Genomic DNA, 23,440 nt, shown 5'->3' on the forward strand with positions numbered 1-23,440 from the left:
AGCGACGGCTCAGTGGTGGCCCACGGTCGTCCGCCGGTAGGCCCGCCGCGCGTGGCTGACCCGCGCGATGGCCGTGCCCAACACCGCGGCGGCGAGCAGCACCCCGATACGGCCCGCCTCCGGGTAGCCGGCCCAGCTCAGCCGCCCGCGGGGGGTGACGGCCACGGTGTTGAGGAAGATCCAGCACACGACGGCTATGCCCGGGGCGGCGACCAGCCGCGCGCACACGCCCAGGCCGACGGCCAGTGCGCCCAACACGACCAGCACGGTGACCGGGTCCGCCAACAGGCCGAGCGCCCCGAGCACCGCGACCGACACGAACGCCCCGGCGTACGCGCCGGCCAACACCCGCGGCGTGTCGAGGGGTTCGGGAACGGGCCTGACCTGTGCGTGAAAAAGGCGCCACTCCACCCTCATCGCGGATTCCCCCGATGGTCCGGGCCGCGCCAGCCGGCCAGCTCACGTCGGCACCGGGGCACGGCTAAGTGTCTGCTTCAGGAACAACAGCGACCTCACGCACCCGCCGGCACCAGGCTTCCCCCGCCCCGCCGCGTGAGGTGCCCCATCATGATGCCTGCCCCCGCCCCGCCACACCCCGCGGGCCCCACACCCGCCACGACACGAGCCCCCTTCGTACCCCCTTCACCGAGACGGGCGCCCCCTACCCACCAACCCTCCCCACGGCCCGCCCCGGCGGGGGAACGGGCGGGGCGACGGAGCACGGCGGTGCGACTAACCCCGCGCCGCGTCGTCCGGGGGGCCTGGGGTGGGGGTGGGCGACGCGGCCTCGCGCAGGTGGGTGACCAGGTCCTCCAGGGCACCCCAGCCGGCACCGGGCTCGGTCTCCGCGAAGGGGTAGTAGAAGGCAGCCCGGTCCAGCGGGCCGAGCTGGATCGGGCGTATCGGCAACGGCGGGCGGCGGGCCCGGGTGAGGCCGGCGGCCCGTACGTCCTCGCGTCCCACGGCGAAGCCCAGCACCGTGGGCGCCCCCTCCAACCAGGGCGGCACCGTCAGGTCGGCGCGGGCCGCGCGGCGCTGCACCAGCATCGAGACCAGCCCGTGTTCGGCCGCGAGTAGCGCGGCCAGGTCGGCGAAGCGGGCCGGCGCGAACTCGTCGGCCTCTTCGGCGGGTTCAGACGCTGTGCGGGCGGCGGCTCCCTCCCCCGGTACGCGGTAGCCCAACGTCAGGGTCAGCTCCTCCTCGACGCCACCGGTGGTCAGCTCCGTGCGGAGCGTCGCTACGGCGGGCCGGTCCGGGTCTCCGACGGCGACGGTCCAGGTCGGTGCGGGCGAGCGGTCCCGTACGAAGTCCGTCAACTCCGCCCGCGACCAGGGCTGTCCGGCCGGCTCGGCGGTGCCCCAGCCGCTTGGCGGCCCGCCCAGCAGGTGTCGCCAGGCGGCCTCCAGCGCCCCGCCGAGCAGCAGTTCGGCCTCGGCCGGCTTGCGGGTACGGATGGACAGGGCGAACTGCCTCTCGCGGGCGGACCCGCCTTTCGCCGCGTCCCCGGGCCCGGCCGCCGGCGCGGCCCCTCCCGCCGCGCCGGCCCCTCCCGCCGTGAAGGCGGACGCGGTCGCGCCGGCCGGCACGAAGGCACCGTCGGACCAGCGCAGTTCCGTACCGGACAGGCCGTCGTAGTAGCCGCTCGCCCCGTCCCCCACGACCCAGCGGTTCGGGGCCCCCGCGAGCGCGGCCCGGGTGGCCAGGGTCAGCCGGGCGGAGGCCGGGGTCACGAGCTGGAAGCCGCGGTCGCTGTCCGCCGCGGCGCGCAGCGCCTCGGCGAGCCACGAGGTCATCGCCACCAGCGGCCGGTCCTGGATGACGACGGCCGCCCGGTCGCTCAGCACGTCGACGGCGGGCTGGGCGGCGGCGGGCTGGGCGGCGCCGGTCAGCCCGCTGACCGGCCGGCCGAGGTCGGTGACGAACGCGTCGGCCGGCCAGACCCGGCCGCCCAGTTGGGACACCAGGCGGGAGGCGAGGACGCCGGCGAGCCGGTCGGAGCCCTGGCCCGCCGTGGCCGCCCTGACCTCCGTCCACCACACCGGCCCCTCCGCGCGGATGCCGAGCAGCCGGCGCACCTCGCCGGGCACCCGGACCAGCGTGGGTGTCTCGACGGAGGCCAGCGGGCGGCCCTCGGCGTCGAAGAGTTGGATGACCGCGTCGTCGGCGGCCGTGCCCATGGTGACGTCGGGCCCGCCGGACAGCAGTCCGGCCAACAGGCTCCAGGTGTCGGGCATGCGCTCGGTGAGCGCGATCACGTCCTTGGTCATGCGGCGATCACCTGTGCTCGTCCCCTTGCTCGTGCGCTGCGGACGCGTGGTCCCTGGCTGTGGTGGGCGGGGCCTGGGCGGTCTGGATCAGCCGGGGCGGCGCGCCCCGCCGGACCAACGTGCCCCGGCCGACCGGCTGGTCCTGGGCGTAGACGCCGGGGAAGAGCTGGCCTTCCGCCCGGTCGCCGGTCATCACCAGGGCGGCCGTCCCGCTCTCGCGCAGCGTCATCAGGAACGGTTCGTACATCGCCCGCGAGGCGCCCGCGACGCGCCGGGTGATGACGAAGTGCAGCCCGATGTCGGGAGCGGACGGCAGGAACGGCAGGAACGCCTCCAACGGCTGCTGACCGGCCACCGCCAGCACGTCGTAGTCGTCCACGAGCACCACGATGCGCGGCCCCGTCAGGTCACCGGCGCCCGCCGCGAGCACCTCGGGCGCCAGCGCGTCGTCGGGCATGCGCCGGGCCAGCTCGGTGGCGATGGCGCCGGAGAGGCCGGCGGCCAGGTTGGTGTTGTACGCGTACCCGCCCCGGTACGCCTCGGGTATGAGGCTGTGCAGGCCGCGGCGCGGGTCGAGGACCGCGAAGACCACCTCGTCGTCGGTGTAGCGCTCCATGAGGCCGTGCGCGACGAGCCGCACCACGTTGGTCTTGCCGCACTCGCCGTCGCCGAGCACCAGCAGGTGCTGGTCCCGCCGGAACAGATCGAGCAGCGCCGGCTGGAGCGCGTTCTGGTCCAGCCCCAGCGGCACCCGGCGCGGCTCGGCCTCCGGGCCCGGCAGCCGGTGGGCGCCGAGCTTGGCGGGCAACACGCGCACGGGCGGCGCCGGCGGTCCTGACCAGGCGGCCCGAACGGCGCGCACGGCCTGCTCGGTCGCCGCGCCCAGCTCGTCGGCCGAGGCCAGCCCGTCGATGCGGGGCAGGGCGACCTGGGCGAAGAGCTTGGCGTCGGTCAGCGCCCGGCCCGGCTCGTCGGGGGTGAGCGTCTCGGCGAGCCGGCGGCCCACCGTACTGTCCGACGGGTCGTTCAGGCGCAGTTCGACGCGGGTGCCGAAGGCGGACTGGGCGGCGATGCGCACCTCGTTCCAGCGCAGCATGCCGGCCACGACGTGGATGCCGTACCCGCTGCCGCGCTTGAGGAGTTCGACCACGGCGTCGTCCAGCTCGTCGAACGCCTCGCGCAGTTCTCCGAAGCCGTCGATGACCAGCACGACGTCCGTGGAGCCGAGTTCGGGCAGCTCGCCCTGGGCGCGCAGCCGGCGCAGCTCGTCCACGGAGTCGATGCCCCGCTCGCGGAAGACGTCCTCGCGGGCCGTGAGCATCGCGCGCACCTCCTCCACCGTGCGGGCCGCGCGCTCGCGGTCCGAGCGGCCGGCGACGCCGCCGACGTGCGGCAGCCCTGCCATCGCCTGCAACCCGCCGCCGACGAGGTCGAGGCCGTAGATGCCGACCTCCTGCGGGGTGTGGGTGAGGGCGAGGCCGAGGACCAGCGTGCGCAGCAGCGTCGTCTTGCCGGCCGCCGGGCCGCCGATCACGGCGGCGTGCCCGCCGGCGACGGTCAGGTCGAGCACCCACTGGCCCTGCCACTGCCGCGCCGGGTCGTCCAGCAGCCCCAGCGGGACGCGCAGCGCACCGCCGGGCGGGCGCCCGGCCAGTCGCAGGCCCCGTGTCTCCGCCCGCACCGGGCCGGCCGTGGCGTCGAGCGTCAGCGCCTCCGGCAGCGGCGGCAACCAGATCTGCTGGACCGGCGCGGCGGCCCCGGCGAGCTGGTCGACCATGGTCGACAGCAGGGTGGGGCCGACGGTGCGGCGCGGCGGTGGCGCGGCCGGCGCCCCGCCGCCCTTCTCACCGTCACCGGTCTCGCCGCCTCGCGCGGCGAGCGTGTTGTACGTGGGGTAGGGCAGCGCGGCCGGCCCCGCCTCCGCGTCCGCGTCGAGCCGGGCGGGGCCACGATAGGGGCCCGAGACGTACCCGGCCTTGAACCGGTCGTACGCGCTGGTGTCCACCTTGAGGTAGCCGAAGCCGGGGATGGGCGGCAGGTGGAAGGCGTCCGCGGTGTCCAGCACCGTGCGCGACTCGTCCGGCGAGAAGGTGCGCAGGCCGAGCCGGTACGAGAGGTAGGTGTCCAGGCCCTTCAGCTTGCCGCCCTCGATGCGCTGGCTGGACAACAGCAGGTGCACGCCGATGGACCGGCCGATCCGGCCGATGGACAGGAAGAGGTCGATGAAGTCCGGCTTGGCGGTGAGCAGTTCGCCGAACTCGTCGATGACCACGAACAGGTGCGGCAGCGGGTCGAGTCCCAGCTCGGGGCGCTGGGCGCGGGTGGCCGCGTACGTGGAGATGTCCGCGATGTTCCCCGCGTCCTTGAGCACCTGCTGCCGGCGCTTCACCTCGCCCGACAGGCTGGCGTGCACGCGCTCCACCAGGCCGGCCTTGTTCTCCAGGTTGGTGATGACGCCGGCGACGTGCGGCAGCGACGCGAAGGGGGCGAAGGTGGCACCGCCCTTGTAGTCCACGAGCACCATCGCCAGGTCGTCCGGCGGGTGGGTGGCGACGAGCGCCAGCACCAGGGTGCGCAGCAGTTCGCTCTTGCCTGAGCCGGTGGCGCCCACGCACAGCCCGTGCGGGCCCATGCCCAGTTCGGCCGACTCCTTGAGGTCGAGGAGCACCGGCTCGTGGGCGTCGCTGAGCCCGATCGGGACCCGCAGGAAGTTCTGGTCCCGGCGCGGCGCCCACAACTTGGGGATGTCCAGCGCGGCGGGGTCCGGGACGCCGATCAGCTCGGGGAAGTCCACCGGCCCGGACAGCGGCGTACCCGACGCGGCGGACTCGGCCGAAAGCCGCAGCGGGGCGAGCGCGCGGGCCAGACCCATCGCGCCGGCCGAGGTCACCTCGTCCAACGTGCCGGTCACCGTGGTCGGCGCCTCCCCGCGCAGGTCCTCCACGGTCACGGTGCGCCCGTCGTCGCTGACGGTGACGCGTACGGAGACCTGCCCCGGTTCGTCCACCCGGCGGGCCAGCAGGTGCAGCGCGGTGACCCCCATGTCGGGCAGTGAGACCGCCTCGTCCGGGCGGGGCGGCTCGTGGGCCGTCGCCCCGTGCGTGTCGTGGATGAGCAGCAACCGCTTGCCGAGCCGCAGCGCCTCCCGTCCGGCCAGGCCCCGGCGGACCTCCGCCGCGTACCCGGCCCGCTGCCGCAGCTCGCCGGTGAGCGCCGAGGCCAGCTCGCGCGGCGAGGAGGCGATGCGCCGGGCGTGCACCGGGCCGTCCCACTCCTGCGGGTCCAGGAAGTGCGGCAGCCACTTCGCCCACGCCCAGTCGTCGAGCCGCTCCTCGGCAGCCGCCAGCGCGAACGCCACGTCGTCCGGCGCGTGCAACACCGCCACCTGCACGGCGATGGTCCGCGCGATCCGCAGCACCTGGGCGCGCTCCCCGATCACGCTCACGTTGCCCGCCCGGTCCAGCGGCACGGTCAGCGGCGCCTCGGGCACGGAGGCGAACCGCTCCTGGAGCCCGGCCGCCTCGTTGAGCATGAACGGGTCCGGCGGGGACAGCACACTGCCGCTCTGCTGCTCCATGACCAGCGACCGCACCGGCGCCTGGCCGGTGCCCAGGCGCACGTCGAGGAAGTCCCGGTCGAGCCGCCGCCGCTCCCACCGCCTGGCCGGGTCGTTCACCAGGTCGTACAGCGCCTCGGGCGGCGGCGCCAACACCCGCGCCACGGCCCGCAGCTCGCGGTTCTCCCGGCTCAGCTCCTCGCGCAGCCCCTCCAGGTACTCCAGGTACCGCTCGCGCTGCGCGCGCCGCGTGCGCTGGGCCCGCCCCCGCTGCGAGAACAGCAGGAACACGCCGCCGATCACGGCCACCACCAGCACCACAGCCCCGATCGCGGCGAACTGGCTGTTGCGCACCACCGTCATCATCACCACGGAGCTGAGCACGCCGGCCATCGGCAGCAGCGACGTGGCCACCGAACCCGCCTTGCCCTCGGGCAGGTTGGGCGGCGGCTCGATGCGCCGCTCGGCCGGCGCGGGCAGCGGGCGCGTGGTCCGCGCCGGCCGGTGCACGACCCGTACGCTCATCGCCGCCGCTCCCGCGCCATGGACCGCTCCAACACGGCCGCGGCCAACCGCGCCGTGGCCTCCACGGTGCGCTGCGCCAGCATCCGGGTGCGCACCTCACCGCCCGGCGCCAGATGCCGGTCGTACGGCAGCGTCACCACCCGCGCGCCGCCGGCCTCCAACCGCTCGACCGCCCTGCCCACCTTCACACCGCCGTGCGGCACCGTGTGGTTGAGCACGACCACGGTGGTGGGCAGCATGCTGCGGTGCAGCCCGCCGACCCAGTCGAGCACGGCCCGCGTCGCCGCGACCCCCTCCACCGTCGCGGGCGCCACCAGCACCCGGGCCTGCGTGGTCGTCAGCGCCGTACGGGCCACCGTGGCCGGCAACGTCTCGCAGTCCACGACCGTCGTGCCGAAGTAGCGCCGCACGGAGGTCATCACGGTCCGGTACGTGTCGACGTCGAGCTGGGCCCCCACCGCCCCCTGGCTCCCCGGCAGCAGCCAACCGCCGCTCGCGTGCGGCACCAGGTAGCCGGTGAGGTCGGTGATCCGCATCGAGGGGTCCACGATCCGGGCCAGGTCGGCACAGGTCCAGCGCACCTCCGCCGCGCCCAGCCGACGCGGCAGCGTGCCAAGCGCCGGATCGGCCTCCACGGCCAGCACGGGGTCGGACCGGTAGTGCGCGTACGTGAGCGCCAACAGCGCGGCCACGGTGGACTTCCCACTGCCCCCGCGGATGCTGGTCACGGCGATCTGCCGGCCGGTGGTCACCGGCTGCTGGATGGCGCGCACCGCCTCCGTGAGGGCGGCGCTCTCCCGGGCGGCCGACGACACCAACCGCACCAGCACCCGCCCCGCCCGCCGAGCCGGCCCGTCCCCACGCCGCACCGGCCCCTCGGCGCCGGCCAGTTCGGGCGGCACCAGGGACACGGACTCGGGCGTGACCAGGGGCCGCGCGTCGGCGTACGGGGCCGGGGGGCCCGGGCGGGGTGTGCGGATCCGAAGATCCGGGAGAGGCGTGCGGTGCCGGGGGCTCGGGAGAGGGGTGCGGGATCGGGGCCTGCCTCGGCTGGACCGGGGCTGCCTGCTCCGGCTGGACCGGGACCGTTCCTGACCGCACTGAGGTCTGTCCCGGCTGGCCCGAGGCGACCTGTCCCGGCTGGCCCGGAGTCGCCGGTTCCACGGTGGGGCCCGCCTCGCGCGGCCGGGCGTGCCCGGGCTCACCGCGCGCCGGCGGCTCCGTCGCTCCCGCTCCCGCTCGCGCCGGGGCGCCGCCGCCCGTCGCCGGAACGGCCGGACTCGCCGACGACTCAGGCCGCTCGGACTCGGTGTGCCCGCCGCCGCGTCGGGCCACCTCGGCCGGAGCCGCCACGGGCGGCACACCGCCCCGCGGGCCGCCCAACTCCCGGAACACCTCGTGTTGCCAGTCCCCCTGCGCCGCCGCCATAGCCCCTTCTCAGAACGTGCTTCACAGCGTGTCCCACGCCGTGCTTCACCACGTGCCTCAGAACGTGTCCAACAGCCGCCCGTACACGTCGAACGCCCCGATGGCCACGGGTATGAGCACGACGACGCCCACCGCCTCCACCAGATTCGCCAACCGCCGCAGCCGCACCCGCACATGATCCGGTGGACGCACCGCGAGCACGACCAGCGGCACCAGGGCCGCGCCCGCCAGGGCCAGCAGCGGGTACGTCGTACCGCGCTCGGCCCACAGCACCAGCAGGCGCGTCACCAGCACCACGGCGGCGGCCTGGAGCACCACCACCTCCACACCCAGCGGAAAGGCCCGGGCCCGTGAGAGCAGCACGACACCGAGCAGGGCGGCCACGCCCACCGTCCACGCGTCGGCGTGCTCGACCGCCAGCCAACCACCCGCCGCGGCCGAAGCGGCCGCGGTCACCGTGGCCAGCGCGAGCCCGCGGTGCGTGGCGGCCAGCGCCACGTCCACCCCGTGCCGGCTCACCGAAGCGCCCCCCGCCCGCTGGTCGTCCAGGCGGGTCAGCCCGGCTCCCATCAGCGCGAGCCGCGGCAGCAGCCCCAACGACAACACGGACCCGACGCCCAACACCACGCCGACCCGGTACCCGTCCGTGAGCGCCCAGCCCAGCTCCCAGCCCCCCACGGCGGCGGCCACCGCCCCGGCGCCCACCAGAGCGCCCCGCCCCATCGGCGTGCTGAGCCCGAGCAGAGCCAGCGTCCCCACCACCGCGCTCCCGACGGCTGTCAGCCGCAGGTCATGCGCCCCGGACGCACTGGTCACGGTCCAGGCCCCGAACACCCCGAGCCCGCCGGCGAGCAACACCAGCACCGTCCCGACCGGCCGCGCGACCCACCGCGCCACGGGCGCCCCTACGGCCGCGGCCACCAAGGCACCCAGCACGAGCGGGACACCCGTCTCGTCGGCGCCCAGCCAGTGCCGCGCGTACGCGGCGGCGACCAGGGCCAACACCAGGTGCGCGGCCCCCGCCGCCCACACCCGGGTGCGCTCGTCCCAACGCCACCCGCGCACGTCGAGATCGTCCGCCGTCTCGTCGCTCACGTCGTGCACCACCGGCGCGGCGGGCGTCTCCACCTCCCGCACCAGCCGCACCACGGCGCCGTCCGGCACCCCCAGCGAGGCCAACGTGTCGTCCTGCGCCAGGACCGCCCCGTTGGCGAGGACGAGCCGCCGCAACATCGGCTCCCTGCCCGGCCGGTCCCCCACCATCTCGATGATGCTCGGCAACAGTTCGCCGACCGGCTCGTCCGCCGGCAGCAGCATGTCGATCCGCCGCCGCCCACCGACCAGCGTCACGCGGCTGAGCCCCGCCCGTCGCTCCGTGGACGTCACCACGACGCACCCACCCGAACCACCGGACCCAACGCCAGCCGCTCCCCGCCAGCGACCGCCACCGACACCACCCGCGGCGCCTCCCGCTTCTCCTTCTCCCGCTCCTGGTCGGCCAGCTTGTCCGAGATGAACGACCACCCCACGCACCCGGCACACACGACGGCGGCCAACGCGATCCCCCCGAGGATCTTCCCCACGTTCTCGTCGAGCGACCGCCGAGACCGCTGCGCCCCGAACAACGCCGCATCCCGCAACCGCCGCCGCCGCACGGCCACCGACTCCAGCAACTGACTGTCGTAGTCCCGCGCCAAGGCTCCCCTCCCTCACGCTCCGTGCTGCGTTGCCTACACCTTACGGGGTGGGTGTGACAGTGGTCGGGGGGAGTGGTGGTTGGGTGGCCCTACTTGAAGCTGACCACAGCTTGGGCTGTTGGGGTCGCTGGACGATCGTAAAAGGGTGTCAGCCCACACGACTCCTCAGCCCACGCACCCTACTGGGGCGTCCATCGCGGACGGAGAGCTTGAACCTCAGCGCCGCGCTCCTGGAACCAGCTCTCCAGTAGCGGCCCGGATAGTTCGCGCCTCTCCTCACCCTCGAGAACCGAGATCGGCCCGAAGAGCGTTCCACGGAACCCGTCCAACCTGGTGGAATCATCCACCAGAACCTTGAAGGAGGTCTCAAACGCACTGGCCTCGGAAAGATCCGCACCCGTGAGGTTGACCTTCAGGAAGGAGGCCCCATTCAGTTTGGCGCCTTTGAAGCAAGCCGCCTTCGCGGTAACCCCCCACAAGGAGGCGCTGCCCAAATTCGCTCCTTCCAGGCGCGCCCCATCCAGAACCGCCTCATCGAGAACCGCCTTAGCCAGGGTGGCGGAGGTAAAGTCCGCCCCTATCAGGTCAGCACCCTCGAAGTGAGCATGGTACAAGTCAGACCGACTGAACTTAACACGCGGCATTTTCGCGTCCGTGAAAAGCCCGTCACCCAGATCCATGTCGCTTAGGTCTGCGCCCGTCAGGTCGAGACCCGCCACGTCCAGCGATTGCTGCTCCGGCGCATCCATCCAAGCCCGTACGACAGCTGCGGCCTCCGCAGCCTCCGGCAAGGATTTAACCGCTCGAAACCCCTTAGGGATACCAGACAATTCGGTCACTCCAACCATGCCGCTCAACTAGGGACTTGATATCATTGATAGCTGCCTGATTCGCGTTGCGCACATCAAGCACAACAATGCGCCCCAAATTCAATTGATCCTGGATTTTATCTGCCCACCTTTGGTTATTGGCAGGGTTATAGGCCCCTCTGAACGGCAGCGATTTATCGCGCTGATTGTTGAACGGGGGCCAGTCAGAGTGCACGCCTTTGAGGTCATAGTACTGGTCCTGGCTGGGCGAGTAGAAGTCACCCTTATCCGCCTCGGAGGGGCGTCGTATATCTGCCGGAAGCACCCCTCGCTCCCGCAGGTCGAGGGCGACCCGGGCCTCGTCCATGGCCGAATCCTTCACTCTGCCCTTATTGTCAGGATCCAACTTGAACTGATCGAAGTCGGCAGTATTCCTCCGCTCAAGCTCCTGCAGCTTAGCGTCGTGCTCTGCGCGCTCAGCAGGCGTCATCTCGGGAGGTGGGTTGTTCGCGAGTTGTTCTCCCTCATCCGCCACCCCACCCGGCACACCAGACTCCGCCTCATCCCCAACCCGCCCCACAGGCTCCCCAGCCCCGGCCTCGGGCCCACGCCCGCCGCCAGACTCCGGCAGGTCACGCCCGGCACCACCGGTGCCCGGCAACTCACCACTACCCCCGCCCGGCACCTCACGCCCAGCGCCCGCCGGCGCACCCGGCACCTCGCGCCCGGGCCCGCCACCCGGCCCCGCATCGGGCCGCGGACCCGGTCCGGCATCCGGGCGCGACCCCGGACCGTCACCCGGCCGCACGCCGGGCCCATCACCCGGACCGGAGCCAGGCCCACGGTCAGAACCCGAACCAGGGCCGTCCCCAGGACCGGAACCAGGCCCATTGCCCGGTCCGGAACCGCCACCGCCCGGCCCGTCACCGCCCGTGTGCGCCACCGGCCCCATCGGCGGCCGGTCGCCCACCGCGCCCACGCCCGGGCCCGTACCGCCCCGCGACACATCGTCGCCCACGCGCCCCGCATCACCGCCGACGCGCGACGCGTCATCACCCACGCGCCCCACATCACTGCCAACCCGCGACGCGTCGTCACCCACCCGGGCCACGTCGTCCCCACCACGCGCGCCCACCACAACCAGATCGCGCTCGGGCACCCGCACGCCAGTCGCCTCGTCGGGTGAACGGCCCAGCGGAGCACCGTCACCCGTACGCGAGCCGGCGCCGGGACCAGTGCCGTCCAACGCCGCGCGATCGTTCGCGCTCAGTTCATGCTGTATCTGATCCCGGGACTGCTTCACCGTGCCGTCGCCGTTGAGTAGCGTGCCGTCCCGGCACAGGTACTCACCCTCCGGTGTGAAGATCGCGCCCTCCGGCACGTCCAACCGAGGCACGCCGTTCGGCAGTTCCACGCCCGACTTGCCCGGGGGCAGCTCCGGCCGGTTCGGGCTCACCGGGTCGAAGACCTGGCCGTCGGGGAGGCGGATGCTGCCGTCGGGCAGCTCGACGCCCTTGACCGTCGTCAGGCCCGTCAGGCTCGCCGTCACGTCGCCAATCTTCGGCATCTTGCCGAGCCCGGCCGCACCGGCCTTGACGATGTACGTCATGGGGTCCACGGCACGGCCCACCTTGCCCGCCGTGGCCGCGATCTTCCCCGCCGTACCGGTCTTCGTTGCCGCGCCGGCGCCACCCGTACCGACGGTCGTCAGGACGTTGTAGCCGACGAGGCCCGCCGCCTTGCCCGGGTTCTTGCGCCACTCGTCCCAGGCCACCATGGACTTGCCGACTTCCTTGGTGGTCTTGAGGCTGTCGCGGGCCCAGTTCTTGACGCCGCCCTCCGGCAGCAGGTCGTACGCGATGAGCCCGCCCGGGACGGTCAGGATGGCCAGCCCCGTGGCGAGTTGGCCAAGGCCCTTCCAGGACTGCTTGAACGTCTCCCAGCCCTGGAGGCCGACGAGGCCGCCGAGACCCTTCAGGGTTCCCCACAGGCCCTCGACGATGAAGCCGTCCCACACGAAGCTCTTGGCCCAGTGCCCGATCTCCCAGGCGTGGTGCTTCTCCTCGACGGCCTTGCCCCAGGGGGTCTCGCCCGCCTTCTTCATGTCCTCGACGCTGTAGCCGTACATGTTCTTGCCGCCGGAACCGTCGTCTTCCCGCCACACGGTTCCGCCGTTGACCAGGCTGGTGATCTTGTTGGCCGCGGCCCGCTCGGCGGCCCAGAACTGGGCCACGGTCGCGGACACGTCCTTGACCAGGTCGTTGTTCTTGTCGACCTTGTCGCCGTCGTACCGCCAGTCGTCGTCATCCTCGATGTCCTCGACGAAGGCCACGGCCTCGGCCCGGAGCCGGTCGAGCTTCTCCTTGATCGGGCGGACCTCGGTGGCGTACCCCTCCAACGCCGAGGCCACCGCGGTCAGGTCGTCCGCGAACCGGTCGGCGGTGTCCCGTACCGGCTGGGTGGTGGCGAAGAGTTGGTCGGCCTCCGGCGCCTTGTAGAAGGACGAGAGCTTTTGGAACTCGGTGTGCGTGTCCGCACCCGTCTTCCGCACTTTGCTCGCGTCCCCGCGCAGGCCCGCGATGTGCTTCTCCAGCTCCGGCAGGTTCCCCGTGAACGTCGGGATGCCTGACGGGTCGATCCGGTCCGGCGTGTCACCCATGACGGCCCCCCACCTACTTCTTCTTCTCCCCCGTGGGCTTGCCGAAGTCCGGATCGGGGGCCTTGCGGGCCTCCCGCTGGGCGTCGGCAGCCATCTGTAAGTTCCCGTTCATGTACGCGGTCGTCGCCTCGCTCGCTCCCTGTACGGACTTCGCCGAGCGCGCCGCGACGAACCGCAGGTCCTTCTCCGCGTGCGGGGCGAACTCGGAGAGCGCCAGGCCCACCAGGCCCGCCTCCGGCTTCTCGCCGCCCATGGCGAGCGTGCCCGCGGCGGTCGCCGCGCCCTTCAGGTGCTCACCGAACGACTTCGCCTGCGGCTGCAGCTCCTTGGCGATCTTGACCGTGTCCTGCAGTGTCCGTCCGATGTCCGGCGGCTGTAGGTCCCAGCCCGTCATCGACTGCCTCCCCCACCATCTGTGTGTTGCCCGCACCCCACGACAGGGCGTACGGATGCCACCGCGCCACCGCTCGCCCGGAGCGCGCCGGCGCGTGCCACGTACCGCTGTCCGCCCCGCACGGCCCCGCCCTGCGGGCCCGCCGGCCCGCGCGCCGGGTTCCGCTCGGTCGGCTGGCCGTGCTCGACGCGCGTACTCAGCCGATCCCGTCCACGGCCGACTTGGCGCGGCTCAGGGCCGACTGCGCCGTGCCGTCGTTCTTCTCCAGCGTCGTACGAACGAGCCGGATGATCTCCCGCACCTCGTTCGCCGAACGGTTCCACCGCTGCTCGGCGGCGTGGTACTGGTCGGAGACGCCGTCCGCCTGAAAGTCGGCCATCGCGGCCTTGACCTGGCGGTCCCGGTCGGTGATGACGGCTTCTAGCCGGGCCACGATGCTGCCCAGGCTCCCCTGCACCTCGCTGGAGGCGCCGCCGTCGTAGCTGTTGCGATCAGAATTCGCACCCATGGTGCTCCCCCTCAGTTGCGTCTGGCTGCGGCTGCCGAGTGGCGAGCGCCGGCTCAGCGACCGCCGAAGCGCGCCGCGTCGAAGTTGGCCGAGGCCATCGACTGGTTGGCGTTCTCGGCCGCCTCCTGGTCGCCGGAGGTGAACGCCTTGTCCATGCCGGTCTGGCCGCCGAGGATCTTGGCGAGTGCGGCGTTCAGCCCCGCGGTGACCTCGTCCGACCGCGCCTTGAACTGGTCGAAGGCCGCCTTGCCCTGCCCGTTGAACTTGCCCTCCAGCGGCTGCGCCGCGTCGACCAGCTGCCTGATCAGGCCGCCAAGATCGTCCGACGAGTACCGCGACTGGCTCGTCAGCGTGGAGAGTGTCTGGCTGCCCATGTCGAACTTCATGCCCATTGGTAACCCCTCCCGTGCGGTCTCCGCCCCCACCGACGGACACGCCCCGTTGATCACCTGCCGCGACGAGACAACGACAGTGTGCTGATCCGAGTACACAGTGACGCACCCCTGCGGTGCAACGTGTATCGAACACCTGAGACACAACACATACATTCGTGGGCAGGCAACCCCCCTGCTCACCAGGGAGGTTGATGCTTCAAGGGTGGCTCGAATTCGCTCCGGGGCCCAGGCGGCTGCGTGGGGTCCCCTGCCCTCCTCCAGCGCCGCCCGAGCGGCGGCACCAGCATCCCGCCCTCAGGCTCACCCCGACCCGTTCCCCACCCCCGCCACCGGCGCCAAGGTCAGCAACCCGCACCCGTACGCCTTGGCCGGGCCGATGCCGCCGAGGAGACGGGCGGTGAGGGCCTCGGGGTCGGTGACGCGGAGGTGGCCCTCGAAGGTGGCGCTGTGGAAGGTGACGTGGGCGCCACGGCCGCCCTTGGGGAAGGAATGGCGGTGGCGGGCCGTGATGCGGACCTCGTGGGCGTCGGACGCGTGCCCCGCCGCAGGCGGAAGCGTGGGCGGAGTGTCCGGGGTGAGGCCTGGGGCCGCGAGGTCGGTGCGGGACTTGGGTACCTCGAAGCCCCAGCGTTCGGCGCGGTCGAGGAACCAGCCCAGTTGGGCCGCCGCCGTGCGGTGGGCCAGGCGGAAGCCGCGGGTCTTGGTGCCCTCGGGGAGCTCGGCCAGGCGTTCGGCCTGGGCGGGGGTGAGGGCGAGGGGCGTCGTGGTGTTCTGGACCGGGTTGGCGGTCAGCCGGAACGCGTACTCACGGCCGGTGGCGATGTGGGCGAGGAGCGGGGCGTAGTCGCGTACGAGCGCGTGCTCGCCGTCCGCATCCGGCCAGCCCGCCCGCTCGACCACGTGTGTCCAGTCGGGCTTGGAGCGGGTGAGGACGATGAGGTGCGGCCGGCGTGGGTTGTCCGCGTCCAGGCGCCACAACACGCGCTCGTCCGACTCGCCCGGCAGGCCCCCCTGCACCGCTCCGTGCATGGCGCGGGGGTTGGCCAGCAGGCGGCGGCTCTCCGCCCGCAGCGGGTTGATGCGTACGCGGGAGAGGTAGGTCATCGCGGGTCACCTGTCCAGCAGGGCGAACGGGTCGTGCCCAGCGTCGTCGTGGGCGGCGGGATCGGCATCGGAGTCGGGGTCGGATCCGGGGTCGGGGTCGGGTTCGAGGTCGGCTTCGGGGAATCCGGTGGGAATCTCCCACCAGTCGCGACATACCCGGCGGGTGGTGAAGCGGCGGGCGTGTGGGTCGAAGGAGACCGGGGCGTCGCGGAGTTCGTCGTCGCCATCGGGGCTCTCCACGGTCACGGACACGTCGGTGGTCGCCGTGTAGACGGGGCGGTTGACGCCCCGTTCGCGGCCGATCCGCGCGGCGTGCTGCGTCCGAGCCCGCTTCGACGCCAGCCACGGCTCGTCCCGTATCACCCGCGCCAACTCCCCCTCGCGCAACCCGAGTGCCAGTGGCTGGGACGGCGGGCAGGAGCGGCGGCCCAGGGCCAGCGGGAACGCGGGGGCGCGGACGGCCGTGTCGAGGCGTTCGAGCAGGTCCCGAGGGCCGGCCAGGGCCGCCAGGAACGTCGCGTCCTGGAGGTAGTAACGGCTGGTCACATGGGTGTACTTGGCCGGCTGCGTGGGCCGCTGCACGCCCTTGGCCGAGACGCCGGACTGGGGCAGCGGACGGCCCCGGTAGTCGGAGACGGTGTGGTAGTCGCGCAACAGCGTGCCGGGCACGTCGACGCGTACGCCCAGGCGCAGGTCGAGCAGGTCGCCCAGCGGTTCGTCGCGGTCGCGGCCCAGGGCGGCGGCCAGCAGGCCGACCACGCCGGACTTGGTGGGTTCGGAGTGCGTGTCGCGGCGGTTGTTGGCGGTGACGTGGTAGCCCCAGGCTTGCAGCGGACCGGCCAGCCGCAACAGCAGGACGGCTGGCTCGCCGGCAGCGTCGGCGGACGTGGCGGTGGCGTGCGCGGGGTCGGGGACCGTCATCGGGCGGCCGGGACGCTCGGGGCGACGAGGGAGGACAGGTGTTCGCCCAGACCGGTGAGGAGTCGCGGGAAGGTCACCGCGTCGCCGAATGCTTCCCGGATGACGCTCCCCGTGTCGGAGCTCTCGTCGAACGCGTGGCACACGGCGGTGTGGTCGGGGGTGTCGCCCCACTGCTTGAGCGCCTTGGTGTGTTCCTTCGCAAGCTGGCGGGCCGACTCGGCGGCGATGCCCGAACCCGGCGCGATGGGCTCCTCGAAGGCGGAGACCAGGTTGACCGGCTGGTCGGAACGGACCACGACGGCCACCAGGCTGGGCAGCGTGCGGTGGGCGAAGGAGTTGCCGTAACCGCTGGGTACGGAGCGGGCGAACGAGGTGACGAACGACTGCACGCCCTTGATCGCGTCCTCGTCGGTGTCCAGGTTGTGCCGGAGCTGGTGCAGCCCGACGCTGGCGTACCGGTAGAGGGTGGCGGAGTTGAAGCCGATGGTGCCGATCATGCCGGCGCCCGTCTCCTGGCCCTTGCGTGCCTCGTCGTCCACGGCGGTGAAGTAGTCGAATTCCAGCTCCACGGCGTGCGTGGACAGCGCGTGCGCGACCTGGACGGCGGCGTCCACGCGCAGCGCCGGGATGTCGGCGACCATGCGCCCGAAGAGCGCCACGTCCAGCGGGTGTCCCGAGGTGAACACCTCCTGGATCGGCAGCTTCTCCATCTCGGCGGCCAGCGCCTTGTCACCGAGGCCGACCAGTTCGGCGGCCCGGTCCCGGACGAGCGCGGCGACGGCGTCAAGCTGGCGGTGCCCGTAGAAGAAGAGGTACGCCGTGTCGCCCTCCTTCTTGCCCGCGCGGATCTTCAACGGGGCCAGCAGCGCCGTGGCGAGACGCGCCGCGCCCTCGTCGTCCAACCCGGTGGTGTCACCGATGCGACCGGCGAGCGCGGCGGCGACGCGGCGGGTGCGCGTCGCCTGGTCCTGGTCGGGCTCGCGGTGTTCGGTGAAGTGCAGGCGCGTGGCGCGCTTCCACGCCTGCGACGAGACGCGGGAGCGACGTACCCCGCCGAAGAACGCCTCCTTGGGGTTCCCCTGGTCGTCACGGTTGAGGTTGGCCGGGGGGACGGTCTGCAGGATGTGTACGTCGACGTACGCGCGGGGAGCGGGCAGCTCCACGGGACCTCCAGGGGTCGGGTAAGGGACCGGACGGTTCTTCCGGCCTGGTGGGTGAGCGGGTCTGTGGGTGGGGCGGCGGGGGCGTGCCCGGTATCAGGGGCGTGCCCGGTGTTACGAGCGCGCCGGACCTTCGCCGTCGGTTCCGGCGCCTTCGGTGTCCTGGTTGGCGGGCTTCCACACGTGGTAGGCCAGCCCCCACGTCCGGCGGACGCGTTGCCGCTGTTCCGGGTGGGTCCACCGCTCCAGGTCCCGCATCAACCGGTCGTAGTCCAGGGCGATGCCCTCGGCCCGCAACTGCGGAACGAGGCCGCGCAACCGGTAGAGCAGGGCCCGTACCGAGGTGGCGTTCACGGCCGCCGCCACGCGCCGGTCCAGCGCCTCCGGACTGAACCGGTCGGCCACCCGCAGGGACCGCAGGGCGGAACCGAGGCCGACCTGCGGCTTGTGCATGGGGCGCTGTTGGCTCTGCTGGTGGAGGCCGTAGAGCGCGAGCGCGCCGTGCTCGGCTTCGAGGGCGTGCGTGACCTCACCGTCGGTGGGGCTCGTGTAGTACGGCCACATCGCGGGCACGGTGCCGGCGTCGTGTCCGAGGCCCGCACGCAGGTCCGCCAGTTCCTCGCCCGGAGGGCCGGTCGGTGCGAACCGGTGCCAGCTCCCCTTCCTGACGTCCAGGTACCGGTGCCAGTACCGGGTGACCCGGGCGGGCCCCGGGTCCGGTGCGGTCGCGGTGTTCGGCGCGGTCGCGGGGTCCGGTGCGGTCGCGGAGTTCGGCGTGGCCTGGGGTGGGATGCTCACCGCGAGGGCCCTTCGGTCGTCGGGTTGTCGGGGTCGGGGGTATCGGGCGTGTCCGGGGTGTCGGGAGCGTTCGGGGTATCGGGCGTGTCGGGGCTGCCGGCCTCGGGAGCGGTCTCCGGCTGCTGGGCTTCCGCCTCGCCGCCCTCGGCCTCCGCCTCGGCTTCGGCGGCTCGGGCGCGCCGCTCCTCGGCGCGGCGCTCGGCACGGCGCTCGGCACGCTGCCAGAGGATCTTGTCGAGGCTCTTGCGGAAGGCTGCTTCCGCCTCGCTGAGCCGGTACACCCGGCTGGTGTCGTTCCGCGTCACCACGCGGCCCTGGAAGAGACCGGGCGCGGCGGCGTTGCTGAGCAATTGCTCCGCCACCTTCCACGCCTCCTTCCCGGCGCGCTCCTCCCACTTCGCCAAGTGTGCGGTGATCTTGTCGATGTCCTCGTCGGCTTCCCGGAGATCCAGCAGCAGCATCCGTACCAACGGGTCGAGGGCGTGCAGCAGGGCCTCGCCCGGGTACTCCCAGGCGCCGCGCGGCAGGGGGTCGGCGCCGGCGGCCCGGCGCAGGTCGGCGCCGAGCCGGTTGACGGCGAGGGAGAGCTGTTCGGCCTGGCTGACGGCGCCGAGCAGCGCCCCGCGCGTCTTGCCCTCCCGGTCCAGTGCGGCCAGCGGCAGGGGCATCTCGTCGAAGAACAGGTCCTCGATGGAGCCGAGCTTGGAGCTGTACGCGACGCCGGTCAGCTCAAGTTGGAGCGGGTAGTCCGAAGTCGGTGTGTCGTAGTCCTGGCGTGTCGTGCTGAGCTGTTTCAGCAGTTCACTCGTGATGTAGGTGTGCTGGTCGGCCGGGGCCTTGGTCGGGTCGGACGAGCGCCGGTCCACGGCCAGCAGGGCGTCGAGCCCGCGCCACGCGGCGCGCCCCACCCGGTGCCGGAGCGGGCGGATCTGCGGTACCTCGGCCGCCTTGCCCTTGCGCCGCGCGTACGACACCGGGCTCTCGTGCCGCCAGGCCGTGTGGGTCTCGTGGTCCTGGGAGACCTGGGAGAGGCGGTCCCCGGCGGCCACGACGGCCCGGGTGACGCGTTGGCTCCCGTCGGCGGTCTGCTCACGGACGAGCAGGACGCGCCGGGCCTGCCAGGTCCACGTCTCCAACGGGCCCTCCGTCGGACGCGTTCGCCAGTTGGCGGTGGCCGTCGAGCGGGACACGTTGCCCTCGCGCTCACGCCGACGCCACTGGGGCAGGTCATTCTCGAGACGGGTCTTGCCGTACGGGACGTTCAACAGGAGCGTCTCGTAGAGCGTGGTGCCCCGCGGCATGACGACGCCCAACTGACCCAGCGGGCCCACCGGGTTACCCGTGGTCTTGCCGCTCTTGGCCTGGCCGTCGCCCTCGACCCCGGTCTTGATGGCGCCCGTGTCCCAGCAGTGCGTGTGCAGCAGCCAGCGGGCGGCCTCGGCCGGGGTGAGTTCGAGCGGGTCGGCGTCGGTACGGGACGAGAACAGCGGGACGTTGTTGCCCTGCGCCGCGGTGGCGACCAGCAGCGCGGACGTCTTCGTCTCGCCCTTCGCCGTACGCAACCCCGCGACCTGCGCGAACGGGTCGGTCTCGGAGAACAGGTCGAAGCACTCGCCGTAGGTGTCGAAGTAGCGAACCAGTCCCTCGCGCTCGGCGTCCGAGAACGTCCCCCGCGCGAACCGCTCGGCCCAGTCGGCGGCGTCCTTGGGGAAGCCCAACGCGTCCACCACGATGGGCAGCAGAAGCTGTCGGAAGATCGCCGGCTTCTGGGTGGGAATGTCCACCTCGATGTCCCGGAACCGGTGGGCGTCCAGGAGCAGTTCTCGTACTCCTACGGCGCGTTCCGCCGACCGCGCCCCGGCTTGCGGCCTAGCCGTCTCCCCCTGGTCCGCAGTGCGCGCGAGCAACCACGGTTCATCGAGCAAACTCCACAACCCAGCCTCCGGGGAACTTTTCACGTCTTGGGTGGGGGGAGTGACCAGACTGGCACAGACGGCTACGGTGCGCGGGGCGAATGCAAGGATTGCCCAACACGATTGCTGAATGGTGTCGTCCGCGCCCCCGGCACGCCGGGGATGTTCCCTTTTCTCGTCTCGCGGCGAAGGTTGGCCCCGCGTCCGTGCGGGGGCGTTCGGGCACGTCCGGCGCGTGCGCGACCCGTGCGCGCCGGGCGGCGCCGTGCCGGCTGTCGCCCTACTCCGCCCCGCCGGTCACCCGGCGGGCCCCTCGTCCACGAGCCCCAACACCTCGTCGTAGCGCAGCCGTCGGCCGGCCAGGACCGCCGTTCCGTCTGGCGAGAGGACGAGGGTCCGGGTGTGTTGGAGGGACGACTTCTCCCAACTGCTCAGCGGTGACAGAGCCTTGTACTCCTCGGCGTGGCACGTCGGAGGCAGGCTCACCGTGTCGGCGATCACCGCGTCGCAGGTCGCGGTGGTGGGCTTGCCGGCCGGCAGCGCCGTACCGGACACCGTTCGGTGGCCCGTGCCGTCGGCTACCAGCAGGGCGGCTCGCCGGTTCGTGTGGTCGCGGACCAGGTCGTCGAGCCCGTCGGCTCCGTTGAGGTGCCGGTGCGCGAGGTGGTGTGCCCCCTCAAGGGTCACGGCCTCCCGCTCGCCCTGCCGGGTCAGCAGGTGGTTCCCCGCCTTGTCCAACCGGGCGCGCAAGGTCTTCTCCCAGGTGACGCGAGCCGCCTCCCACTCGTCCCGCCAGGCCGCCGGGACCGCGTCGGCGCCCGCCCCGTATCCGGTCGCCACGAGGGCCGGCGCGTCCACGGGGTAGGACCACGGGCGGCCCGGCCCTGCGGCGCGCAGGACCTGGGCGGTCGCGAGCAGCAGGGCGTGGCGCCCGTACCGTTCCTCGGCGGCGGCCGGGAAGCGGGGCGGCGCTGCCTCGGGCCGGGTGGCGTCCCCCTCGGCGTACCCGGTCACGATCACACGGGGCGTGCGGAGTCGGGCCGGGCGGGGCGTGCCGTCCCCGCGATGCACCCGGCCGATGCGCTGGAGCAGGAGGTCCAGCGGGGCGAGGTCGGTGATGAGCAGGTCCGCGTCGAGGTCGCAGGACTGCTCGGCCACCGGGGACGCGATCACGATCAGGCGCTCGGGGCGGGACGGCGGTGCGGACTCGCCGGCCCGTGCGGGCCGCAGCACGCGCAGGCACTCCGCCATGCGGTGTGCGAGCTGGGCGGCGGTCAGTTGCTCGTGCAGCAGGACGACGGGGGTGTCCGGGAGGCGGCGGCGTACCTCGGTGCACAGAGACTGGGCCCGGTCCGCCGTGGTACGGATGACCAGCGCGCAGCCGCCGTCCGCGAGTTCGTCTCCCAGTCGGTCGGCCACGGCCGCGTCGGCGGCGGCGTGCGCGGCGGCCTCCGTGCCCGCTCCCGGGACGGTCTCCGGCATCAGCTCGACCGCCAGCGGGGCGGACGGGCGGCGCGGGGTCGTCGTACGGGTCAGGCTTCGTGGGCCGTGCGGGGTGTGCCATACGGCGGTGACGGCGGGCTGCCGGTCCGGGTGGACCAGCTCGGGGTGGCCGTACTCCTCCCGTCGCGCGGCGCCGGCCAGGTACGCGTCGGCCAGGGCCTGGCGCTGGGCCGCGGGCAGCGTCGCCGAGAGCAGCACCACCGGCATACCGGCCTCGCCGAACCAGCGCAGGCCCTCCAGGAGGAAGAGCGAGCCGCTGACGTCGGCGGCGTGCACCTCGTCGAGGAGGATGACCTTGCTGAGCAGGCCCGGCATCCGCAGCATGGCGAACTTGGTGCGCGTCATCGCGCGCAGCAGTGTGTCGGTCGGGCTCACCACGAACGGGCACCACAGACCGCGTTCGTACTCGAAGAACCACTCGGCCGGTGTCTGCCCCGGCCCCGTCTGCGGGGGCGCGTCGCTGTCCTCGTCGCACGTCCCCACCGCGTCCCGTTGGCGCTCGGCGGAGGCGCCGATCAGGGCGCTCCACTCCGGCATGAGGTTGCGCTGGCCGTGCAGGAGCGCCACGTGGGGCGCCAGCTCGGGGTCGATGCGGCCGACCCACTCGCGTACCCGGGCGAAGGTCGGGTCGTTGGCCGACCACTGCGGCATGCCGACGAAGACGCCGTCGGCGCCGAACTTCGCCGCCAGGATCTCCGTCGCCATCAACCCCGCCCACGTCTTGCCCTCGCCCGTGGGGCCCTCGATGACGAGCAACCCGGGGGCCGCCATGTCCCGCGCGGTCTCCATGGCCAGCCTCTGCATCGGGCGGGGCGGGTGCTGGAAACGGCGCTCGAAGGCGTCGGGCGGTGGGGTGGGGAGCGCGCCCCAGCCGCCGCGTAGGCCGATCCGCGACCAGGCCGCGGCGGCCCGCTCGCGCGCGCCGGCCATGCTCACCTTGGCGAAGTCGTCGATGCCGACGAACGCGCGCCCGCCGCTGGCGATCCAGTCGGCCATCACGACCAGGCCACTCACCGTGAGTTGCAGGGCGCGCGAGGGGACGGTCGCGGGGGCGGCGTCCGCGAGGGAGGGCAGGCCGAGCTGCTCGGTGACGTAGCGGACGTGGGCCAGCCGGGCCCGCTCCCAACGTTCGTCACCCTGGGGCCCGCCGAGGCCCTCGGGTGGCGGTTCGAGTTCGTTCGCGGAGTGCAGGAACCCGTGGTGCCCGGCCACCAGCGGCCACACCCAGGCGATGTGCTCCCTCGGCCAGCCGGCGGCGCGCAGCATCGGCTTGAGGAGGAACCCGCCGGCGGCCCCGTGCCGCCAGGGGAACCGGTGGACGCTCGGGCGCCAGGTCAGGCCGGCCGCGCGCAGCGACGCGGCGTAGTCGGAGAACCTGCACTGGAAGGCCGGGGTGACCTTGCCGATGTCGTGCAGCCCGCAGATCCAGGCCAGGAGCGTGCGGCCCCGGCCGGGGCCGCCGGCCGCCGCGTCCAGTTGGCGGCGGGTGGTCGGGCCGAGGAAGCCGTCCCAAAGGCACTCGGCGACGGCGGCGGTGTCCAGCAGGTGGGTGGCTACCAGGCTCATGGTGCCGCCGGCGTGGTCCGGTGTCTTGGCCACGCAGACGCGCAGCGAGGCGGTCGCGTCCCAGGTGTCGCGGTACGCGTCGCGCTGCGCGTCACCGTGCGTGTCGCGGCGCGCGTTGCCGTGCGCCTCGCGCTGCGCGTCGCGGCGCGCCCCCCGATGCGGGCCGTCGGCCATGCTGGCTCTCCTAGCTGTCGTCCGTGGCCAGGGCGGCCGGGCCGGGACGGCCCCACCGCCGC

Annotated in this window: 17 protein-coding genes; all 17 read right to left on the reverse strand. The window is 73.2% G+C overall.

Going from position 1 to position 23,440, the window contains the following annotated elements; all coding sequences use genetic code 11:
* Positions 1-9: 9 nt before the first annotated feature.
* Positions 10-417: a hypothetical protein gene (locus OYE22_RS15000; protein WP_277320875.1), complete on the reverse strand. Its 408-nt coding sequence runs from the start codon at positions 415-417 to the stop codon at positions 10-12.
* A gap of 315 nt (positions 418-732) precedes the next feature.
* A complete protein-coding gene (locus tag OYE22_RS15005; protein ID WP_277320876.1) occupies positions 733-2,268 on the reverse strand; it encodes a DUF6177 family protein in 1,536 nt (511 codons plus the stop codon).
* Positions 2,269-2,275: 7 nt separating this feature from the next.
* Positions 2,276-6,349 carry a type VII secretion protein EccCa gene (gene eccCa, locus OYE22_RS15010; protein ID WP_277320877.1) on the reverse strand — a complete coding sequence of 1,358 codons (4,074 nt, stop codon included), beginning with the start codon at positions 6,347-6,349 and terminating at the stop codon, positions 2,276-2,278.
* Entirely contained in the window at positions 6,346-7,260 is a 915-nt protein-coding gene (locus tag OYE22_RS15015; RefSeq protein ID WP_277320878.1) for a hypothetical protein, read from the reverse strand. Before OYE22_RS15015 ends, eccCa begins: the two co-directional genes overlap by 4 nt.
* A gap of 574 nt (positions 7,261-7,834) precedes the next feature.
* The gene (locus tag OYE22_RS15020) at positions 7,835-9,163 is read right to left on the reverse strand and encodes an EsaB/YukD family protein (RefSeq protein ID WP_277320879.1); all 1,329 of its coding nucleotides are present in this window, start codon (positions 9,161-9,163) and stop codon (positions 7,835-7,837) included.
* Complete coding sequence (locus OYE22_RS15025) at positions 9,160-9,474, reverse strand: hypothetical protein (RefSeq protein ID WP_277320880.1); 315 nt, start codon at positions 9,472-9,474, stop codon at positions 9,160-9,162. The genes OYE22_RS15020 and OYE22_RS15025 overlap by 4 nt, the downstream gene beginning before the upstream one ends.
* Positions 9,475-9,653: 179 nt before the next feature.
* The gene (locus OYE22_RS15030) at positions 9,654-10,313 is read right to left on the reverse strand and encodes a pentapeptide repeat-containing protein (protein ID WP_277320881.1); all 660 of its coding nucleotides are present in this window, start codon (positions 10,311-10,313) and stop codon (positions 9,654-9,656) included.
* Positions 10,288-12,942, reverse strand: a complete 2,655-nt coding sequence (locus tag OYE22_RS15035; protein ID WP_277320882.1) for a hypothetical protein — start codon at positions 12,940-12,942, stop codon at positions 10,288-10,290. The genes OYE22_RS15030 and OYE22_RS15035 overlap by 26 nt, the downstream gene beginning before the upstream one ends.
* A gap of 13 nt (positions 12,943-12,955) precedes the next feature.
* Positions 12,956-13,336: a DUF6507 family protein gene (locus OYE22_RS15040; RefSeq protein ID WP_277320883.1), complete on the reverse strand. Its 381-nt coding sequence runs from the start codon at positions 13,334-13,336 to the stop codon at positions 12,956-12,958.
* A gap of 196 nt (positions 13,337-13,532) precedes the next feature.
* The gene (locus OYE22_RS15045) at positions 13,533-13,844 is read right to left on the reverse strand and encodes a pore-forming ESAT-6 family protein (RefSeq protein ID WP_277320884.1); all 312 of its coding nucleotides are present in this window, start codon (positions 13,842-13,844) and stop codon (positions 13,533-13,535) included.
* Positions 13,845-13,897: 53 nt separating this feature from the next.
* The gene (locus OYE22_RS15050; protein WP_176163073.1) at positions 13,898-14,230 is read right to left on the reverse strand and encodes a hypothetical protein; all 333 of its coding nucleotides are present in this window, start codon (positions 14,228-14,230) and stop codon (positions 13,898-13,900) included.
* Between the two features lie 309 nt (positions 14,231-14,539).
* The gene (gene cas6e, locus OYE22_RS15055) at positions 14,540-15,343 is read right to left on the reverse strand and encodes a type I-E CRISPR-associated protein Cas6/Cse3/CasE (RefSeq protein ID WP_277320885.1); all 804 of its coding nucleotides are present in this window, start codon (positions 15,341-15,343) and stop codon (positions 14,540-14,542) included.
* 6 nt (positions 15,344-15,349) lie between these two features.
* Positions 15,350-16,264 carry a type I-E CRISPR-associated protein Cas5/CasD gene (cas5e, locus tag OYE22_RS15060; protein ID WP_277320886.1) on the reverse strand — a complete coding sequence of 305 codons (915 nt, stop codon included), beginning with the start codon at positions 16,262-16,264 and terminating at the stop codon, positions 15,350-15,352.
* Complete coding sequence (gene cas7e, locus OYE22_RS15065) at positions 16,261-17,427, reverse strand: type I-E CRISPR-associated protein Cas7/Cse4/CasC (protein ID WP_277320887.1); 1,167 nt, start codon at positions 17,425-17,427, stop codon at positions 16,261-16,263. Before cas7e ends, cas5e begins: the two co-directional genes overlap by 4 nt.
* Before the next feature lie 111 nt (positions 17,428-17,538).
* On the reverse strand, positions 17,539-18,222 hold the full coding sequence (casB, locus tag OYE22_RS15070; protein ID WP_277320888.1) for a type I-E CRISPR-associated protein Cse2/CasB: 684 nt from the start codon (positions 18,220-18,222) through the stop codon (positions 17,539-17,541).
* Complete coding sequence (casA, locus tag OYE22_RS15075; RefSeq protein WP_277320889.1) at positions 18,219-20,180, reverse strand: type I-E CRISPR-associated protein Cse1/CasA; 1,962 nt, start codon at positions 20,178-20,180, stop codon at positions 18,219-18,221. Before casA ends, casB begins: the two co-directional genes overlap by 4 nt.
* Positions 20,181-20,432: 252 nt before the next feature.
* Entirely contained in the window at positions 20,433-23,378 is a 2,946-nt protein-coding gene (locus OYE22_RS15080; RefSeq protein ID WP_277320890.1) for a CRISPR-associated endonuclease Cas3'', read from the reverse strand.
* Positions 23,379-23,440: the final 62 nt, after the last annotated feature.

The organism is Streptomyces sp. 71268 (assembly GCF_029392895.1).
In the GTDB taxonomy this organism is placed as follows: Bacteria; Actinomycetota; Actinomycetes; order Streptomycetales; family Streptomycetaceae; genus Streptomyces.

Excerpts from the sequence above, each read along its gene's own strand:
- OYE22_RS15000 (WP_277320875.1), bottom strand. The coding sequence starts at position 417 with ATGAGGGTGGAGTGGCGCCTTTTTCACGCACAGGTCAGGCCCGTTCCC.
- OYE22_RS15005 (WP_277320876.1), bottom strand. The coding sequence starts at position 2,268 with ATGACCAAGGACGTGATCGCGCTCACCGAGCGCATGCCCGACACCTGG.
- eccCa (WP_277320877.1), bottom strand. The coding sequence starts at position 6,349 with ATGAGCGTACGGGTCGTGCACCGGCCGGCGCGGACCACGCGCCCGCTG.
- OYE22_RS15035 (WP_277320882.1), bottom strand. The coding sequence starts at position 12,942 with ATGGGTGACACGCCGGACCGGATCGACCCGTCAGGCATCCCGACGTTC.
- OYE22_RS15040 (WP_277320883.1), bottom strand. The coding sequence starts at position 13,336 with ATGACGGGCTGGGACCTACAGCCGCCGGACATCGGACGGACACTGCAG.
- OYE22_RS15045 (WP_277320884.1), bottom strand. The coding sequence starts at position 13,844 with ATGGGTGCGAATTCTGATCGCAACAGCTACGACGGCGGCGCCTCCAGC.
- OYE22_RS15050 (WP_176163073.1), bottom strand. The coding sequence starts at position 14,230 with ATGAAGTTCGACATGGGCAGCCAGACACTCTCCACGCTGACGAGCCAG.
- cas6e (WP_277320885.1), bottom strand. The coding sequence starts at position 15,343 with ATGACCTACCTCTCCCGCGTACGCATCAACCCGCTGCGGGCGGAGAGC.
- cas5e (WP_277320886.1), bottom strand. The coding sequence starts at position 16,264 with ATGACGGTCCCCGACCCCGCGCACGCCACCGCCACGTCCGCCGACGCT.
- OYE22_RS15080 (WP_277320890.1), bottom strand. The coding sequence starts at position 23,378 with ATGGCCGACGGCCCGCATCGGGGGGCGCGCCGCGACGCGCAGCGCGAG.